15 protein-coding genes are annotated in these 19,273 nt (G+C 41.4%); 3 read left to right on the forward strand and 12 right to left on the reverse strand.

Annotated elements, in window-relative coordinates; all coding sequences use genetic code 11:
• Nucleotides 1-21: 21 nt before the first annotated feature.
• Nucleotides 22-2,247: a catalase/peroxidase HPI gene (gene katG / locus MURRU_RS05425; RefSeq protein WP_014032426.1), complete on the reverse strand. Its 2,226-nt coding sequence runs from the start codon at nucleotides 2,245-2,247 to the stop codon at nucleotides 22-24.
• Nucleotides 2,248-2,525: 278 nt separating this feature from the next.
• Here katG and MURRU_RS05430 point away from each other — a divergent pair, with 278 nt between their 5' ends.
• Nucleotides 2,526-3,140, forward strand: coding sequence for a DinB family protein (locus tag MURRU_RS05430; protein ID WP_014032427.1), 615 nt, complete (start codon nucleotides 2,526-2,528; stop codon nucleotides 3,138-3,140).
• A gap of 97 nt (nucleotides 3,141-3,237) precedes the next feature.
• Nucleotides 3,238-3,768: a lipid-binding SYLF domain-containing protein gene (locus tag MURRU_RS05435; protein WP_041801812.1), complete on the forward strand. Its 531-nt coding sequence runs from the start codon at nucleotides 3,238-3,240 to the stop codon at nucleotides 3,766-3,768.
• 54 nt (nucleotides 3,769-3,822) lie between these two features.
• On the opposite strand, the gene MURRU_RS05440 is transcribed toward MURRU_RS05435, so the two are convergent.
• The 6 genes from MURRU_RS05440 to MURRU_RS05465 all read right to left on the reverse strand — a co-directional run bounded on the left by MURRU_RS05440 (nucleotide 3,823) and on the right by MURRU_RS05465 (nucleotide 10,838).
• On the reverse strand, nucleotides 3,823-4,335 hold the full coding sequence (locus MURRU_RS05440) for a hypothetical protein (protein WP_148261482.1): 513 nt from the start codon (nucleotides 4,333-4,335) through the stop codon (nucleotides 3,823-3,825).
• A 64-nt stretch (nucleotides 4,336-4,399) separates the two neighbouring features.
• On the reverse strand, nucleotides 4,400-4,879 hold the full coding sequence (locus MURRU_RS05445) for a hypothetical protein (protein WP_014032430.1): 480 nt from the start codon (nucleotides 4,877-4,879) through the stop codon (nucleotides 4,400-4,402).
• On the reverse strand, nucleotides 4,833-6,236 hold the full coding sequence (locus MURRU_RS05450) for a hypothetical protein (RefSeq protein ID WP_014032431.1): 1,404 nt from the start codon (nucleotides 6,234-6,236) through the stop codon (nucleotides 4,833-4,835). The genes MURRU_RS05445 and MURRU_RS05450 overlap by 47 nt, the downstream gene beginning before the upstream one ends.
• Before the next feature lie 19 nt (nucleotides 6,237-6,255).
• Complete coding sequence (locus tag MURRU_RS05455; RefSeq protein WP_014032432.1) at nucleotides 6,256-6,570, reverse strand: hypothetical protein; 315 nt, start codon at nucleotides 6,568-6,570, stop codon at nucleotides 6,256-6,258.
• A gap of 156 nt (nucleotides 6,571-6,726) precedes the next feature.
• Nucleotides 6,727-8,091, reverse strand: coding sequence for a DUF5689 domain-containing protein (locus tag MURRU_RS05460; RefSeq protein ID WP_014032433.1), 1,365 nt, complete (start codon nucleotides 8,089-8,091; stop codon nucleotides 6,727-6,729).
• An 11-nt stretch (nucleotides 8,092-8,102) separates the two neighbouring features.
• Complete coding sequence (locus tag MURRU_RS05465; RefSeq protein ID WP_014032434.1) at nucleotides 8,103-10,838, reverse strand: TonB-dependent receptor; 2,736 nt, start codon at nucleotides 10,836-10,838, stop codon at nucleotides 8,103-8,105.
• 101 nt (nucleotides 10,839-10,939) lie between these two features.
• Between MURRU_RS05465 and MURRU_RS05470 the strand changes: the two genes are divergently transcribed.
• Nucleotides 10,940-11,977, forward strand: coding sequence for an endonuclease/exonuclease/phosphatase family protein (locus MURRU_RS05470; RefSeq protein ID WP_014032435.1), 1,038 nt, complete (start codon nucleotides 10,940-10,942; stop codon nucleotides 11,975-11,977).
• Between the two features lie 27 nt (nucleotides 11,978-12,004).
• Here MURRU_RS05470 and MURRU_RS05475 read toward each other — a convergent pair whose 3' ends face one another.
• The 5 genes from MURRU_RS05475 to MURRU_RS05495 form a co-directional block, all read right to left on the reverse strand.
• Entirely contained in the window at nucleotides 12,005-12,442 is a 438-nt protein-coding gene (locus MURRU_RS05475; protein WP_014032436.1) for a hypothetical protein, read from the reverse strand.
• Between the two features lie 98 nt (nucleotides 12,443-12,540).
• The gene (locus MURRU_RS05480; RefSeq protein ID WP_014032437.1) at nucleotides 12,541-15,189 is read right to left on the reverse strand and encodes a TonB-dependent receptor; all 2,649 of its coding nucleotides are present in this window, start codon (nucleotides 15,187-15,189) and stop codon (nucleotides 12,541-12,543) included.
• 172 nt (nucleotides 15,190-15,361) lie between these two features.
• Entirely contained in the window at nucleotides 15,362-16,999 is a 1,638-nt protein-coding gene (gene pgi, locus MURRU_RS05485; protein WP_014032438.1) for a glucose-6-phosphate isomerase, read from the reverse strand.
• Nucleotides 16,999-18,282, reverse strand: a complete 1,284-nt coding sequence (locus MURRU_RS05490) for a M23 family metallopeptidase (protein WP_014032439.1) — start codon at nucleotides 18,280-18,282, stop codon at nucleotides 16,999-17,001. The genes pgi and MURRU_RS05490 overlap by 1 nt, the downstream gene beginning before the upstream one ends.
• Nucleotides 18,283-18,290: 8 nt before the next feature.
• Nucleotides 18,291-19,265 carry a tryptophan 2,3-dioxygenase family protein gene (locus MURRU_RS05495; RefSeq protein ID WP_014032440.1) on the reverse strand — a complete coding sequence of 325 codons (975 nt, stop codon included), beginning with the start codon at nucleotides 19,263-19,265 and terminating at the stop codon, nucleotides 18,291-18,293.
• Nucleotides 19,266-19,273: the final 8 nt, after the last annotated feature.

The following is a 19,273-nucleotide window of genomic DNA, read 5'->3' on the forward strand; positions in this document are numbered from 1 at the left end:
TTTGGTTCTGATTAGGGTCTACTAATCCAAATCGAAACGATCTAGGTTCATTACTTTGGCCCAAGCGGCTACAAAATCTTTCACAAATTTCTCTTTGCCGTCTTTAGAAGCATAAACTTCGGCCAAGGCACGCAAAATGGAATTGGAACCAAATACCAAGTCCACACGAGTACCGGTCCATTTTAGATCACCAGTCTCACGGTCACGGCCTTCATACAACGATTTTTCATCGTTGGCAGCTTTCCATTCAGTGGCCATATCGAGCAAGTTTACGAAGAAATCGTTGCTCAAAACCCCTACTTTATCGGTAAGCACACCGTGCTTTGAGCCATCAAAGTTGGCACCCAGCACACGCAAACCACCTACAAGAGCGGTCATCTCGGGTGCGGAAAGGGTCAACAATTGGGCCTTATCCACCAACAAATGCTCCGCTGGCACTTTTACGCCTTGTTTCACATAGTTACGGAAACCGTCGTATTTAGGTTCCAAATAATTAGTGGCCTCAACATCGGTTTGATCTTGGCGGGCATCGTTACGCCCTGGTGCAAAAGACACTTCGGTTGGAACACCGGCATCGCTAGCAGCTTTTTCAACTGCGGCAGTACCGGCCAAGACAATCATATCAGCCAAAGAAATTTTCTTGCCACCACTGGCACTGCTGTTGAATTCGTTCGTAATGGCTTGAAGTGATTTTATAACTTTTCCGGTGTCTTTGTTCACCTCCCAACCGTTCATGGGTTCCAAGTTGATACGTGCACCATTGGCACCACCACGCTTATCGCCACCACGGAAGGTGGACGCAGACGACCAAGCGGTGTAAACCAAATCGGAAATTGAAAGACCGGAATCCAATACTTTTGCTTTCAAGGCTTTTACATCGGGGGCATCAACCAAGGTGTAATCAACCGCTGGAATGGGGTCTTGCCAATCCAATTCTTCTTTTGGCACTTCGGGCCCAAGGTAGCGGGAACGTGGCCCCATATCACGGTGTGTCAACTTAAACCAAGCACGGGCGTAAGCTTCGGCAAAAGCTTGTGGGTCATCCAAGAACTTGCGTGAAATCTTTTCGTAGGCCGGGTCAAAACGCAACGACAAGTCGGTGGTCAACATGGTTGGTTTTCTGTTGGGACCGCCAAAAGCATCGGGGATGATGGCTTCGGCATCTTTGGCCACCCATTGGTGTGCCCCTGCGGGGCTTTTGGTCAATTCCCACTCGTATTTAAACAAGAATTGGAAAAAATCGTTGCTCCAACGTACCGGTGTGGAGGTCCAAGTCACCTCAAGTCCAGAAGTAAAGGCGTCACCAGCCTTTCCTGAACCATTTTTATTGACCCATCCCAATCCTTGCAATGCCAAATCTTCTGATTCGGGGTCGGCTCCCACCAATTCGGCATCGCCATTACCGTGGGTTTTACCGATAGTATGTCCCCCAGCAATAAGGGCTACGGTTTCTTCGTCGTCCATAGCCATGCGCTTAAAAGTCTCTCGAATGTCGTGAGCAGCAGCTACGGGATCAGGATTTCCGTCAGGTCCTTCAGGGTTTACGTAGATGAGCCCCATTTGTACAGCTCCCAAAGGGTCTTCCAAATCGCGTTCTTCTTTGTTGTGCGAATAGCGGCTGTTGGGCGTATCACTTAAGGCCAACCATTCGCTTTCGCTTCCCCAATATACATCTTGGTCTGGCTCCCAAACGTCCTCACGACCACCGGCAAAACCAAAAGTGCGGAACCCGGTTGATTCCAAGGCTACGTTTCCGGCCAATATCATAAGGTCTGCCCAAGATATTTTCTGGCCGTATTTTTGTTTGATGGGCCACAACAGGCGACGGGCTTTGTCCAAGCTCACGTTGTCCGGCCATGAGTTAAGTGGAGCAAAACGTTGTTGACCACGACCACCCCCGCCACGACCGTCTCCAGAACGATACGTACCGGCACTGTGCCATGCCATACGAATGAACAAACCGGCATAACTGCCAAAATCGGCAGGCCACCAGTCTTGCGAATCGGTCATAACCTTCAAAAGGTCTTTTTTAAGTGCTGCGTAGTCAAGTTTTTTGAACGCTTCGGCGTAGTTGAATTTCTCTCCCAGCGGGTTAGATTTTTCTGAATGCTGGCTTAAAAGTTCCAACTTAAGACGGTTGGGCCACCAATCTTCATTTTGTGTACCGCTCCCGGCCACTTGTTTTATTTCTCCGTTCAAAAAAGGACAAGCGCCCTCATCTGCACCATTTGCCAATTCTTTACTCATGATAGTATATTGTTTTAAATTAGATTTTTAGTGATATATAAAAATACAAAAACAGCAGTCAAAAGAATAGATGATTAATATTAATATACTATTATAACATAAAGTTAATCTATTTAACTGTTTTGTGATTTGCTTTCAATTGCTGTGCCTTATTTTTCAAAAAATATAAAGCATTCAAATAATACTTTTGAAATTATTTTTCGTTCTGTTTAATTCCTTTTAATTTTAATACATTATGAACCAATAATTTACAACAAAATCAATAAATACCACAACTCATGAAAAAATTAATCCTCCCTTTAGTTGCCCTAGTGCTTTTCAGTTTTTCCAAGGATTCCAGCGCAAGGCTTAGTACAGAAGACCGAAAAATGATGATCAAACATTTAACGGAAACAAGAGAACATATGAACGAGGTATTGGATGGTCTTACGTATGTACAGTTCCACTATAAACCAGACCCAACATCGTGGTCCATTGCCGAATGTGTGGAACACCTTGCCTTGACCGAAAAGATGTTTGTCCAAACAGTACATAAAAGTGTTGAAGAGGGCCCAAAACCTGCACTTAAGGACTCTTTAGTTTTTAAAGACGAACAAATTATGCCCATGGTGGCGGACAGGAGCCAAAAGGTGAAGACCTCCAAACCGTTCGAGCCAAGTGGAAAATTTGGTTCCACCGAGGAGACTTTGGAAGCTTTACTTTCCACCCGAAGCGAACTTATGGAATACGTTGAAACAACGGACGATGATTTGAGAAACCGTTACAATAGCGATCTGCCTTTTGGAACTATAGATGGGGTACAGCTTATTGTTTTTATTGCCGGGCATATGGAAAGACACGTACTACAAATGGAAGAGGTGATGAAAGACGAAGATTTTCCAAAAATACAGTGACAAATTATATACTTTCCTTAACATTAATTGGCAAACCCTTTCCAAAATGGAAGGGGTTCTTCATTTAATTTTGAATGAACTTAAAAACAGAAACATTATGAAACTGATAAAATCATTGGGATTGGCAACCCTTCTTTTGTTCACTACCGTTGCCATGGCACAAAATAAAAAGGACAAGAAAATAATGAAGGACGCCCAAAAGGCCAAAACCACCCTTTTGGAAACAAGTCCAAGTTTGGAGCACTTTTTTGACAATTCTGCTGGATATGTCATTTTTCCCAATGTTGGGAAAGGTGGTTTTATTATAGGTGGTGCATCGGGCAATGGGGTAGTTTATGAAAATGGAGATGCCGTAGGTATGGCCGACCTTAAAAAACTGAACATTGGTCTACAAGCTGGCGGACAGGCCATTATTGAGGTTATTTTCTTTGAAACAGATGTAGACCTGCAACGATTTAAAACCGAAAAGTTCCAGTTTGCTGCTGAAACTTCTGCTGTTGCCCTAAAGTCCGGTATTGCCTTTAATGCAAAATATAAAGATGGTGTGGCCGTTTTTGCCCTTCCTAAAGCTGGGCTTATGGCCGATGCGTCGGTAGGTGGACAAAAATTTAGCTACAAGGCTTTTTAAACCAGACCTTAAATTAAGGTTTAGAGGCTATCTAAAAAGACAGCCTCCAAACTATTAGTCACCAATATCCTCATTTGAAACAGTAAATACGATTTCTCCATATATGAAATTATCACCATCCCTTATGGGTTTGTCATATTTTATAATACTCCAAGAGTCATAATTATAAGGGTTGTTTATCCCACCTCCCAAATATTCAGGAGGTCCTATCCACTCTTTTTTCAATTCATTCCCCACAAACAGTTCAAACTTGCCATAATCATTGATATGGTCATAATAGATGCCCACATTTCTTTCAATAATCAACTTGGAATTGCCATCTTTTACACCATCAGAAGAAACCGAAGATGTAAAGTTGGCAGCCATTTTGGAGTTTGCCTTTAATCTAAGTGTATCTAATTTTTCACCTGTCGAATCCAAGCTATGGTAAACGATACTTACATCAACATTGGTGGTGTTTTCAAATACTCTTTGATAGAAATCTATATAAAAAGATTCTTCAGGGTCACAGCTCAGCAAACTAAGGCCAATCAGGATAGCTGTAAAATGCATTGTCAATTTTTTCATCCCCGTTTTGCTTTGGGAAATACCAGCCCCTAAAGGAGCTGGCAGCCATAAATTACAAGTTGAATCAATTGCCAATGTCCTCATTCGTGATGGTAAAAATGATCTTGCCAACTATATTGTTGCCCGTTGGTTCAATCTTTTGAAATTGCCATGAATCATAATTAAAAGGACTATTGACATCAGGGCCGAAATTTTCTGCAAGACCTGTCCACTCCTTTACAAGATCATTTCCTATATGGACTTCAATTCTCGCAGTGTTGTTCTCACCTATGATAGAAAAAAAGGCATCTATGGCATTTTCCCCATAAACGTATTTATTGCTGCCCTCTTCTTTCATCGCATCTATATGTATAACTATATCGCTACCATCTGCAGAAAGAGGGTGACCTATCATTTTGACTACGATATCTTGATTACTGGAGTTTAAAAATTTAACAACGGCCCACTTTTCAGGCGGATCCATTTCTGTTAATATACATCCTGAAAAAAGAAATATACTAAGGCCAATCAGGATAGTTGGTAAATGCAATGTTAACTTTTTCATCGTATGTCGTTTTAGTTTTTAATTCGGCAATTAAATCGGTAAAAGTATCCGTGGTGGATTTTAAACATTCAAATATTTCTTTGGTTGTAACATCAGAAATATTATCAACCTCCTTTAAAAATCCTGGATTATACCAATCCTCTTCTTCATGAAACCAAAGCCAGTCATTATTAAATGATGTTGTGTATTTGAATTCATTTCTTGTTAGCAATGCACTGAAATAACTCCCCCACATTTCGCCAACACCACAATTCCCTGAATTTATTCCATGTCCATTCCCATAGGCACCATAGGTTATAATGTAGTTGATATACTTGATCCAATAGCCGCTGCCCACTTTTTTAAAATGTGAGGCGTGTGCCAATTCATGAAAGGTAGTGGAGAAGACCCCATCGGTGCCCTTGCTTGCCCCAGCCCTAATGATAATGTCCGGGAGTATGTACTTGCACATTATCCATAACATATTTCCCGCCACCGTTATGCTATTTGCCTTGGCTAAAAAAGTAGACATCTTGGAACGGCTTGTAAGCCCAGCATACCCCCATACCCGCCTTAGCATGGGCGCCGATGAATAACCTGTTCCTCCCAAGGCTACAATCCTAAGATTGTTATGTGGCTTTCCAATGCCCATTTGTGAACAGTAATTAAAATACTTTACTGTTGCATTGTTCACCGTGGCCCAACGCCAGCCCACAGAGTTGGTGTAAAAGTTAATGCTATGGCCATATTTACTGTGCCTTCCAGCCCTATATCTTGCAGAAGAAATACTAACTATGGATGGCCAAATCTTAAACCCCTTGGTGTTTTTGAAAACAACGGTGTAGTGAACTTTGCGTCTGTAGCCTCTATTAACCCTATAATATCCTTGGCCATTTGTCCATCCTTTTGCCCATTTAAACCAACGTCTTGTCTTAATTTTTACCCCAACAACTGGATCAAGGCGTTTTGTTTCTGTATTGTATACTCTGATATAGCCTTTGGGCCTTTTTTTGCTCCTTCTTTGGGTGAGGCTTTCGGGTTCTTCTGGTTCCTCATAATTTCCTGTCAATCTTAGTGCTTCATCTTCCAAATCATACAAAAATTGTTTTGACATTCCACTTTTACCTGCTACGGTAATCGTTGTGGATTCATCCTCATCTTCATCACCTTCCTCCTCTTCGGTTCCTGATTCCTCAATAAGGAAAAGGTCTTCCAGTTTTTCATAACTGATTCCTTGGGGGAATTGATAATCCTTGACTACAGAGGTGTAGAGCCATTGCGCCTCATGAATTTCTGTAGCTTCATCAACATAATAATCTCCCTCTTGTTCAATTTCTACATCCAATGGGATTTCAGAAAGATTTAAGGAATCCGCCAATAACAGGTTTTTCTGTTCATCATTTTTCAACCAAAAATTTCACATAATAGTCAGTCGTAGAAATTTCGGAAGAATCTTTAAGAATTAATCCACCGTATTTCATTTGGTTCTTTTCCTGCTTCTTAATTAAACTGGAATATGCCTTTCTCATATTCGAAACGGAGTAAGGGTTCTCCAGTTTTTTTCCAAGTTTGATTATTTGTAAAGTATCTCTTTGCTCCAAATCAACTTGTTGTGTCTCTTCAGATTTTACCACCTCTTTTTCGCACGAGGCCGACCAACAAATCACCATTGTCATAGATGCAATGGCCCAATACATTTTTGCTTTTCTCATAAATTAAAGTTTTAAATGTTATTGGGGTATGCTGTACCTTGAATAAGGTAATGAAATGAAATGCGCAGATCTGAGCCCGATTAACGGATGGCCCTTTTGGGTCGACGGATATCCGTTTTCAATTGATGATAGGAAAATTCTGTGCACAATTGTATATCAATCCCTAACCCCTGGGGTAAAATCCTCGGGGGCATTTTGGGGTAATTTTGTGGTGCCGGCATCTCCTGTATCGTTAAAGATGATCCATTCAGAAAATGTATAAACAGAATTCCCTACGGTAATATCGCTGTTCCGTATGGCGCGGCCATCCTCAAACTCGTGATCCGTGCCCGAACCATCTTCACCAATTATTCCAAAAACATCGATAACAGTGCCAAAGGGATCTACCAATTCCAAATTGTCATCCCCGTTGGAATCGGCAGGGCTGTTGGTCGACACTCCTAAATCGGGGGCAAATCCGTATACCAGTTCAAACTCCTCTGCCTTTGGTGAAATGACCAAAGTGCTCTCAGCACCAATAATCAAACCAGATAAATCGATGATGGAACTTACTTCTGTATTATCGTTGGTATATCTGTGGAGGGTCCATAAGTTTAAATCCAACTGTTCTGGAGCTGAATTATAGAGTTCCACAAACCTAGCGCTGGAATTGTTGTCCGGGTCGGCCAATTCGGAAATAAAAATTTGATTGGAAGTGAACTCGGTGATGATTTCTGGGCAGCGTTCTTGGGTAAAATCCACATCTTCCAACGTTCTAATCACAAGTTGCGGAGATTTTCCATCCCTTGTTAACACCGCCGTTAGCGTACCATTTGTTTCAGGCAAAGGCTCTTCCTGAAAATCGGCATAGCCACTGTTTAAAAGAACGATTTCGTTTTCTGCGCAGTCCAGAAGCAATCGTTGGGTTTCTTCTTGGGCAAGTGCATAGGTTTCGCCTAGGATTTCCTCTGCAAATTCAACATTCTCCAATTGCACCAATATGCTTGATGGCAGACTATCGATTTCAGAAATTGTTGTCACTAAAGGCTCCGGGGATCCTTCACCATCACAGGAGACAAAAAGATGGTCAAACACTTTTCCTCGGGGCAATCTTCCTATGGAAAGATTACCAAAAGAGGAAAAAACGCTACCGATTCTAAAGGTGCTGCCTCTTTTACCTAAATACAGATCCTTTAGTTTTATCATGACTTTACTCCCTACCGGAAATAATAAATGTGATTCCCTTACATCAACTTCCAGTTGTAGTCCTTTAGATGGATTGCTTAATGCATCTTGCAGATAAAGCACCCCGAAAAAATTCCCCGCCCGGTCGGATGAGATTACGTAGCCTTCCAAGACCAGATCTTCTTGAATCTGTATCACATCATCTTGAACCAATGAATCCAACTCTGTAAAAGTTATATTGGCCAAAATATCGGTTGTGCAGTTATTTTTTGGCGCATCAAACTCTCTACCATCAACACAACATAAAAGAGTCATCAAAGTGATGGTTCCAAAGATTTTAAAAAATAAATTTTTCATAAGTAACATGATTAAAAGCTTATGGCCAGATTCAAAAAATAGGTTCTTCCGTAGCTGTACCAATATTTTGGGGCAAAGGAGGGCGAGCCACTCTGATTATCTTGTTTGAGCTGTCCATAGTTTCCGTTCCTGCTCTGTTCATATCCGCCTGTGCGGAAAACCGTATCGAAAACATTATTGATGCTGGCAAAAAAACTGATGTACTTTCCATTGATCAGCCAAGATTTACCTCCAACCAAATTGAGCAAATAGATGTCGTCCAGCTTATTTTGCTTTAGCAATTTGGAAACGTTCACATCAGACGCGTCTGGAAAGGGTTCGCCTGTTTCGGGGTCCATCAAAAAACTGGACGTTCTGGTAATGATGGAAAGGTTGCTATAATTATTCGTGAGAAAATTGGTTGTACCGCTTATCCACCAATATTTTGGAGCCCTGTAGGACACGCCCAAAGCCAGCGCAGTTTGTGGTCCTTGAGCCAATTTTAAATCTTTTAGGGCGGCAATGCCCAAATCTATATTTCCTTCGGGAGCAATGAGGTCTTCCTCGGCACTTGCCGTATCAAAATTGATTTGAACGGATGGGTCGCTGGCATACACATAATGTCCTACATTTCCGGCAGCGGTCAATTTTATACTGGACGAGGCTTCATACTCAAACCCAAACTCGATGCCCCTATGAAGTCTATCCAATCCTGTGATTACTTCCTGTACAAAATCGGAGCCCAGTCCTGAATCCACAAAAAAGAAGTTGATGTCCGTGGTATGCTGAAACCTGGTATAAAAAGCACTTATACGGCCTGTTAGGCTGGGCAAACGGACAAAATAGCTCAAATCCACACTACTCACGACTTCTTTCTGGAGTTCAGGAACTGTTTCATTGTTTTCCCTTGGATTGATGAATATGTTTTGGATGATGGGCGGCCGTTCCACTATCGCAGCATTGGCCGTGAACCAATGCCTTCCTGTCAGGAAATAGGTGGATCCGCCTTTGTAAGCCAAGTTGGAGAATGATACTTTTTCGCCTGTTCCGAAGGAATTTTCCAAATAGCGCTCATTTTTAAAGAATCCATCACGCAGTACATTGAAATTGGAATAAGAAGCCGATACAAACCCGTTCCACTTTTTGGAGGTGAATTTTACCTGTGCAAAACCTTCCATTTGGAAAGCATCTAAATTGTAATGGTAATTAAACTTTTCTCCTTCGGATTTTTGCAGGTCGCCATCAACATCGTTCAAAGTATTGGAGAAGGTATCCATATCTTCATGGAAACCGGCTCCCAACAAATCTTGAATCTCCGCGTAGTTTTCGGATGATGTGGCTTTATAGTTCCCGCCAAACCCTAGCTTGATGAAATCGCTCAAGGAATAATTAAAATTAGTGGCGCCCGAAATGGTCGTGCTCTTGGCAACATCATCGTAGAGCAAATAGGCCGCTTTTTCACCATTATTGGCATTGGCCGTGTAAAGTTGCTCCCAATTGAGCTGTGGGTTTTCTAAAAAGGCTTCTTTCGCCAAATTTGCGTTGATGAAATCGGCCCCGATGGAACTATTGATGTGATAACTGGGTAAATATCTGTAGTAGGTTGGGTCTGGGTTCGGTGCATTGTAATACCCAAGCCTACTCCTTGAATTAATCCCTGTTTGATAGGCAATCCCAATGTTCCAATTCAATTTTTTCTTCTCTAAAGTATAGTTGAGTAGAAATAGCGGTTCAAAAATTTCACGTTCTCTTGAATTACGGATTTTACCGTCTTGTTCACCCCAATAGGGATTGTACTGACCTCCCATCAAGTGAAAAACTTCTTCCGTGAGTGCAGAAGAGCGACCTCGCCTATTTCGAGCCAACATTGAGGTAAAAGTGAGGCTGTTTTGCGGATTGAATTGATACTCTACCGCTCCAAAAAAGGAGTAAGCATCGTACAAAGTGCCCTCCACAAAACCTTCTTTGGCCCACCTGCGTGAAGCGGATACCGAATAGGCCAATCCGCTTTGCTTTTCTCCTGAATTGTAGGTGGCCATCAACCTGCCGCGATAGGTGCGATTGGACAGTGATGACGAAAGGCGTAAGCCCGGCCTCATTCCAGAAGGTCGGGTATTGATGTTGGTGTTGCCCAATATTCCACCAAAGGTGTATGGGTTCAACGTTAAACTATTAGTGAATTCCTGATTGCGAACAACGTCGTTTAGTCCGCCCCAATTGTTCCATTGTGGCCTGCCATCAAAAAATTTGTTCATGGGAACGCCGTTGATTAAAACCTGACCATTGCGAGAATCATAGCCTCGCACCTTAAAAAAAGCCTGTCCAAAATCAAAAGCGGCACGATTCAGGAAAACATCGCGTGTAGATTGCAGCAATCCCATAGAACTGGAAACGGATTCAAAATCATCGGACAAGTCTCCATCCGTCAGTGAAATCAAATTATCTGTTTGTTCTCTAGCAATATCCCTTTCCAGATAAATTATCCCTAAATCAATCGGGGTTCCATTCAAATAGACCGAAAACCGCTTCGAAATAAAATCCAAGGCGGAAATACGGAGAATTTGCTCTCCCGTTTCGGATACATTGATTTCAAACTCGCCATTGCTATCTGTTGCAAATTCTTGGGAAGTGTTTTCCAGGGTAATTATGGCATTGGAAATGGGCGCATCGGAACCCTTCTCCATCAATTGCCCTGTAATTCGAGTACTTTGTTGTCCACACAGCGATTTACAACAACAAAGCGTGGCCAATACTATGGCTAGCCTCATAGCTTATTGTAGGTTAATTTATAAAAAAGGGGTTGTAATTGCTGTACAAACTGCGAAAAAGCGAACAATTGTACTTATTTTAGCTACAAAATCAAAATAAAATGCGATTATTAATATGCCTACTTGTATTAATATCGACCTCACTTTATGGACAAAAGTCCAAGACATATACCTTAAGAACGATTGCTTTTTACAATTGTGAAAACCTGTTCGATACGGTAAACGATTCACTCACTTTTGATGATGACCGCACTCCCGAGGGACGTTATCATTGGACCGAGGAGCGTTACCTTCAAAAAGTTGAAAACCTATCCAACGTCATCTCTAAAATCGGTGCTGAAACTTCCAAAACATCCCCAGACATTGTGGGTTTGTGCGAAGTTGAAAACCGAGATGTGCTGGAAGATTTGGTACAACACCCGAATTTAAGGGAAAAGAATTATGGTATCATCCATTTTGATTCTCCTGATGCTCGGGGTATTGATGTTGCGTTGCTCTACAAAAAGGCATCGTTTATCCCTTCATCCTTTAAAAGTCATCGGCTATTATTGTTTGATGAAATGAGCGAAAGGAAATACACCCGTGACCAATTGGTGGTCGGAGGCACTATGGACCGTGAAAACATCTATTTTATTGTGAACCATTGGCCGTCCAGAAGGGGTGGAGCCGCGAAGAGTTCGCCATTACGAGTAAGAGCTGCTTTGCTGAACAAACGCATTATAGATTCCATTCAGGAACTGGATTTAGATGCGAAAATCATTGCCATGGGCGACCTGAACGACGACCCTATTGATGATAGTTTGAAAAAAATTCTGAAAACGAAGGGTAAAATACGACAGTTGGATAGCATAAGTCTTTACAATCCCATGGAGGCCATGTTTAAAAAAGGGGTGGGTTCGTTGGCATATCGGGATAAATGGAACTTGTTCGACCAAATGTTCTTCACAGCCAACTTGGTGACTGAAGACCGAACAGCCCTTTCATTTTGGAAAGCGGGAATTTTTGCTCCATCTTTTATCCGAACGGAAAAGGGAAGATTTAAAGGCTATCCGCTTCGTACCTATTCTGGCGGTAGCTATACGGCTGGGTATAGCGACCACTTTCCTTCGTATTTGTTTTTGTTGAAGGAGGCGAAATGAGATTCCCGCCTTCGCAGGAATGACAGATTACGCAAACCATTGTCCCCAAGGGATACGGCTCAAGATCAATAAAAGCCCCAAACCGTAAAAAATGGAAATGGTCTTGAACTTTTTATTGCTTTCCATGAATTTTTTGTGTCGGGACCAACCGATGGTAATCAGCACCAAGGCTATAATGTTTATGAAAGGATGTTCTACCGCCAACAAACGTGCTGGAGCATTCAACCCGCCCATGCCCAAGGTTTGAATCGCCTTAAGGCCATTGGTTGATGTAAAGAACAATAATAAGCCTACCAAAAGCTGAATATGACTTAAAATAAGTGCAAAGAGACTAACCCGAAGGTCTTTTTGCATGGTAAAGTCCTTTTTGCCCAACCAACCTGCTATGGCATTGATTACGGCAATTACTAAAACGGCCAAAACCACATAGGCCAAATAAGAGTGTAGGTTCTTGATAATTTCCATTAGGTATAGTTTGTGAGCTTAAAAGTACGGAATTTTGAGGATAAAAAAAGCCCCTCGCCAAAGTGAGGGGCTTTTGAAATTATGTATCGGTATAACGATTAGAACCTGTAAGTCACACTTGCATTAAAAGTACGACCGTTTCCATAAAAAACACCAAAGGCATCCGTTTGGTTCAAATAAGCATGGTTGAACAAGTTGTAAACGTTTGTCCTTAATTCCATTTTGTTTGTTCCAAAGTCAAATGTGTATGCTGCTGTCATATCAAATAACGTGTAAGCATCCAACTTTGAGGTTTCATAAGAATTTCCTTCGGCAACTACATCAGCTACATCATTGAACTCATATAAGTTACTAAAATGGTTTACATCCAAACCAACTTCAAATCCATTTGCGAAATCATAGTCAGCGTTAAGACCCATTGCAAACTGAGGTGCATTGCTTATCTCAACTCCATCAAGATTTACATTTCCATCAAAGAAGTTTGCTGGAAGTGGGTTGCCGTTTTGATCGGTATAATCATCAATTTGAGCATTGGTAAAGTATGTATTATCCCTAAAATCTCTTGTTCTGTAAGGAGTGCTTCCAGAATATACCCAGTCTCCAATAGAAGTATAGGCTCCAATTATCAATCCTTGAGCCGCTCTCCATCGGGCAGTAAGCTCAACACCCTGGTGCAACTGTGTTACATCAGTTTGTTCACGGTTAATATCTACTTCCGCATCCGTAGCTATATCAATAATAGTGTTACCATTGGCTATAAATCTGTTAGCCCATTCTGTTCTATACAAATCAATAGTGAATTGGAAATCATATGTGTTGAATTTATATCCAATTTCCAAACCTGTAATCTCTTCATTTTCAACTTCTGGATCAGCCAGCTCAGCTGTACCTGAGAAAATATTATCCAAGAAAGGTTGACGGGAATAGAAACCCGCATTGGCATATACAGTGTTTTTTTCATCAAAGTTATATGCTCCACCACTTTTCACGTTGTATCCAAACTTGTTAGCCTTGTCAGATGTTTGGGTAGTCTGATTACCATTGATGTCCGTAGCGAATCTATCTTCCCTTTGATACGATTGGTTAGATATTGCTCCTTGAAAAAATACGGAGAATGCTTCTTCAGCATACTCAACCTGCCCGAACATTCCCTGATAGTTAATATCTTCGGAGTAATCGTAGTTGATTCTCTCGTCTTCATCAGCAAATGTTGTCAAGGTTTTCCATGGATTTATACTAAAAGATTCAGTAACGACTCTATCATCTGGTCTGTCGTTAGACCATCCGGAAAGTCCATAAAAATCAGCTACTTGTCTAAAGTGATCACCTGTATAAAATCTAAAATCGGCACCAACATTAAAACTAAGATTATCGTTAAGGTCGTGACTAAAGTTAGATACCATTCCATACCATTGGTGATTGTTCATAGAAGCACGACGGATATAACCAGCTCCATTTGGTGCACCGTAATCACCACCGATACCTACTTGAGCATTTCTAGCACGTGTTGCCGCATAGTCAATTTGACCATCTATTCCTCCAGCAACAGGATAATCTGGCAATCTTAAAGCACTATTACCTCTTGGTCCAGTTCCACCACCACGACCCCAAGATGCGTAAAGCACTGTTGAAAGGTCTAATTTATCTGAAATATTCCAATCCCAGTTTAAGTTCATGACCGGCTTGTGGTAGAAGTTTGTTCTTTCAGACTCCAATTCACCTTCATCAAATCCCCAGTGTTGATTGTATTTTCTTTTGGCTTCAACAACTTCCAAAGGCTGTGACCAACGCTGCATGTGCCATTGTGGTGCGCCAAAAACCAAAAAGTTGAAGTTGTGGTCTCCGATAAGTTTACCCACAGAGAAGAAATAATTCTGACCTTGTCCTTTAGTTCCTTCAGCAAACTTTCTTTGACCTTGCCAATGATCTAACATCACTGAGAATCCCCAGCCATTCTCATTGATTCCTGAATCGTAAGAAGCAGTTGTCTTAAAGAAACTGTCGTTACCAACCATGAAACGACCGAAACCGCCTTCTCTTTTTTCAGTAGCTTTAGAAACGATGTTAACCGTACCACCTACTGATGAAATGGCCAATTTGGAAGAACCTAGACCTCTTTGTACCTGAACGGCATTGGCAATGTCTGCCATACCTGCCCAATTGGACCAGTACATTCTTCCATCTTCCATACCATTAATAGGCTGTCCATTCAATAGGAAAGCCGTGTTGGTTTGGTCAAAACCTCTCAAGAACATTTGTGAATCACCAAAACCTGTTTGATTCGACACATACACTGACGGTACATTTTTCATTACCTCAGGAAATTCCACGTTACCTGCAGAAACAGCTTGTATTTCGTCTCTTTTAATTGTGGTTACAGCAATTGGTGTACTTCTGTCTTCTTCAAGGTCGATAATACCCGAACCAATTACAACAACTTCTCCCAATTCTTGTGCATCTGGCAACAATTCAATCGTTCCAAGATTTCCTGTTGAAGTAAATTCAACCTGTTTTTTAATAAATCCAATGTAAGAAACAATCAATGTTCCCGAGTTTTGGTTTACCTCCAAAGTAAAGTTTCCATCAAAATCTGTAGATGTACCATTAGAGGTACCTTTAACAACAACGCTGGCTCCTGGAAGCGGACCGCCAAGCTCGCCGTCAACTACAGTACCAGTAAGAGTTCCTTGTGCAAATGCCATCGCGGAAATAAAAATAGCCGCAAAAGCCAAGTAGATTCTTTTCATTTAATTCAGTGTTTAAGTGTTTAATTAGCCCTGCAAATGTGATTCATTTTTGACACTCTGCGATTAAGTCAAAGTTAAAATCGGGCAAATATAGTTAACACTAAATTAACAAATAAAGTTAACTGACAAACAATTGTTTACGGTTTTGTTCCTAATTTGAGAAGATGGCAACCTACTCCTTAAAAAAATGTAAAAGGTTCAATGTGGAACTGTCGTGCTTACCAATTTTTGAATTTTCGATGTCGACCAAAATATTTTTGGCCAATTGCTTACCTAATTCCACGCCCCATTGATCATAGCTGAAGATATTCCACACTACGCCCTGAACAAATATCTTATGCTCGTAAAGTGCAATAAGTGCGCCAAGGCTTTTCGGCGTAAGCTTTTTAATTAAGATGGTATTGGTAGGCTTGTTTCCCTCAAAGATTTTGAAAGGAAGCAGTTTTTGAAGCTCTTCACCTGACAAGCCTTGGGATTCGAGTTCTTGTTTCACCTCATCAGCGGTTTTCCCGTTCATCAAGGCCTCGGTCTGTGCAAAGAAATTCGCCATCAATTTATTATGATGGTCCACATCGCCGTGCAACGATTCCTTATACCCGATAAAGTCTGTTGGAATCAGTTTTGTTCCCTGGTGCATCAATTGAAAAAAGGCATGCTGTGAATTGGTTCCCGGCTCGCCCCAAATTATGGTACCGGTCTCATGTCCAACTCTGTTCCCCGCCCTATCCATGCTTTTTCCGTTACTCTCCATAATACCTTGCTGCAAGTATGCAGAAAAGCGGTGCAAGTATTGTGTGTACGGAATAATGGCCTCGGTCTCTGCCTTGTAAAAGTTATTGTACCAAACACTGATTAAGCCCAACATTACCGGAATGTTCTCTTCAAACGGGGTTTCCTTAAAATGGTTGTCCATTTCATTGGCTCCAATCAAAAGGTCTTCAAAGTTTTCATAACCTATGGAAAGGGCTATGGATAATCCAACAGCGCTCCAAAGTGAGAATCGACCACCGACCCAATCCCACATGGGGAATACATTGTCATCGGCTATACCAAATTCCTTGATTTTTTCAAGGTTGGTGGACACTGCCACAAAATGATCGGCCACATCTTTTTCGGATGCACTTTGCAAGAACCATTTTTTAATGGTCAATGCATTGGATAATGTTTCCTGCGTGGTAAACGACTTTGATACGATAACGAACAATGTGGTCTTTGGGTTGAGTTCCTTCAATACTTCGTGAACCAAATCACCGTCAACATTACTTACAAAATGAGTCTTTAAATCATTTTGATAGAACTTTAATGCTTCGGTCACCATAACTGGTCCCAAATCCGACCCGCCGATTCCAATATTAACGACATCGGTAAAGGCTTTACCCGTATATCCTTTTCTTTCTCCAGAAATAACGGCTTCTGAAAAAGATTTGATTTTTTCTTTGACCTCAAAAACCTCATCAACAATATTGACTCCGTCAACTAAAACCTCATCATCCTTTTTGGCCCGCAGGGCGGTGTGCAGCACGGCTCTTCCTTCGGTCTGGTTAATGAGTTCTCCTCCAAAGTAGCTTTTTATAGCGTCCTTCAATCCCACTTCGTCGGCCAACTCCAACAACAATTTCAAAGTTTTGTCGGTAAGCCTATTCTTTGAATAGTCCACCAAAAAATCGTTCCAAAGTATGGCGTATTTTTTGCCACGACCTTCTTCGGTCGCAAACAATTCCCTTAAATGTACTTCTTTGGTTTCTTTGTAATGCTCCTGAAGTTTTTTCCAAGCATCAGTAGTAGTAGGGTCGATTGTGGGTAGTGCCATTATTGGGTGTATGATATTAAGGTTTCTTCAGGTTCTTCTGGGGTTGGATCCACAAATTCGATACAGTCCAATTGTACTTTTAGGGGGGCAATATGTGCCATATAATCTGCGCGTAACGAATCTGCAATGGGTTCTGCTGCGGGAAGTTCTTCCTTAAATGGGTCTACCTGTCTTCCATTCTTCCAAAAACGATAACAAACGTGAGGGCCTCCAGTGTTTCCCGTCATTCCAATCCAACCAATTACATCACCCTGACGTACAAAGTCACCTCTCTTTACATTTTGTGCCTTCATGTGGAGGTATTGGGTGCTGTAGGTACTATTGTGCTTGATCTTTACATATTTTCCGTTGCCGCCCCTTCGGGTCGACTCCGTTACGGTTCCATCTGCAGTAGCAACAATAGGCGTTCCTATTGGTGCAGCAAAATCTGTTCCTTTATGGGGTCGTACTTTATAACCATAGTAAGCAATCCTTCTTTTAAGATTATAGCGAGATGACAAACGATACCTAAATTTAACCGGTGCACGTAAAAAGGTACTGCGTAAGTTATTGGCATCTTGATCAAAATATTCCAAAATATGGTTAGTGGCATCTGATATATAGGGAAAAGCATAAATGGTTTTTCCTTTATGCTCAAAATAAGCTGCCTTTATGGAACCAATGCCTGCATAAATACTGTCATTGATATAGCGCTCATCAAAAACCACCTTGAACTTGTCACCTTTGTCCAATCGTCCAAAATCGATGGTCCATGCATATATATCGGAAAGCGCAAAGGTTAGATTGTAATCCACTCCCAAATTATCAATGGACATGGACAAACTATGATCGATAACTCCTCCTATCTCACGCTCTACCAATGTTACTTTTTTCTTGCTCTTATAGGCTTTGGTCGAATCGCGCAGGTCGACCACTGTATAATTTATCTTATCATTTTGATAGATAAAGACTTCCGCAACCTCGGAAGTGTCCTTGGATTTAAGGATTAGATATGGTTTGCCGACCATGATTTTGCGGACATCGAAAGTATCTCTATAATTTTCTGAAATAGCCGCAATTTTAGGGTAGTCCACTTTGTTCTTGAGCATTAGCTCCCCAAAACTATCGCCATTGCGAACCGTATCGTGAACTACATTGAACTCATCAAAATTAAAACCATAGCGCAGCACTGGTAGTTTTTCGATCGGTTCTGCCTTTGCTACTTCATTAATAACCGGTTCTTTTGCCTGTTTACACGATATGAGCACTGTCAGCGTCAATATCGCCCCAATAATTTTCCGCATTTCTCTTCTTATTCCTTGTATTCTTCTTTTTCGGGATTAAAAACATGGTCCACCCATTGCTTGCCCCATGTATCCAACTCTTCTTTGGTATGCAAAGTTGGGAAAAAAATTATTTTCTGGAAACTTGGCGGCAAATAGTCCTTCCAATTAGTGCCTCCAGTTGCCTCCACATCTTGGCCTTCCCTTGCCAAATACCTGTGTGCCGATCCCATGTGCATCAACGGCCAATTTACATTGGCATTCAAATCCAATGTCTTTAACGCAGAAATCAGCTCTTCATTGTTTTTGGATGCATCGGGCAGTTGAAGATATTTTTGGTATATGGTACTGTTTTTTACTTGGTTGGCTATACGCAGGAGCCGTGGTGTATATCTTACCTCAAACTGTTTTAGTGTGAGTGTTTTTTCGCCCGTTTCCAAATCGGTTGCCCCTTTTTTCCAATAAACATGTTCAAAAAGCTCTTCTATACTGTTTTCCGAAGAAAATGAATCCCGTTCGGATGGGTGCACCATATTCTCCAATGGGGTGGCGTAGAACTCTATCATCCTATATTGTGCCGATTGGAATCCACTTGCCGGAAGCAAGGCCATTCGGTAACGTAGAAATTGTTCCCTTTCCATTCCCTTTATCATGATGCTAAAGGAGGATATAAGAGCCTTGAAGTAACTGTTGATTCTTCGAACTTTTTCTATAAAAAAGGCTACATCCTGGGATTTATCTTCAACAATCTGTTTTTCTTCATGTAGAATAAGTTTGAAGTACAGCTCTGTAATCTGGTGGTACATGATGAAGATTTCCTCATCAGGAAAATGTGTTCGCGGTACTTGAAGACTGAGCAAGGTATCCAAGCGGATATAATCCCAGTAAGTAAGATATCTCTCGTAAAGAAGCCCATCCAAGTAAGAACTTAAGTCCTGACCCGAGTTTTTGAACTTTTCCTCTAGCTTGTTGATTTGGGAAGCGATTTTTGCATCCTTATCCATTAATCTCG

It is taken from the genome of Allomuricauda ruestringensis DSM 13258, assembly GCF_000224085.1.
GTDB classification, from domain to species: Bacteria; Bacteroidota; Bacteroidia; order Flavobacteriales; family Flavobacteriaceae; genus Flagellimonas; species Flagellimonas ruestringensis.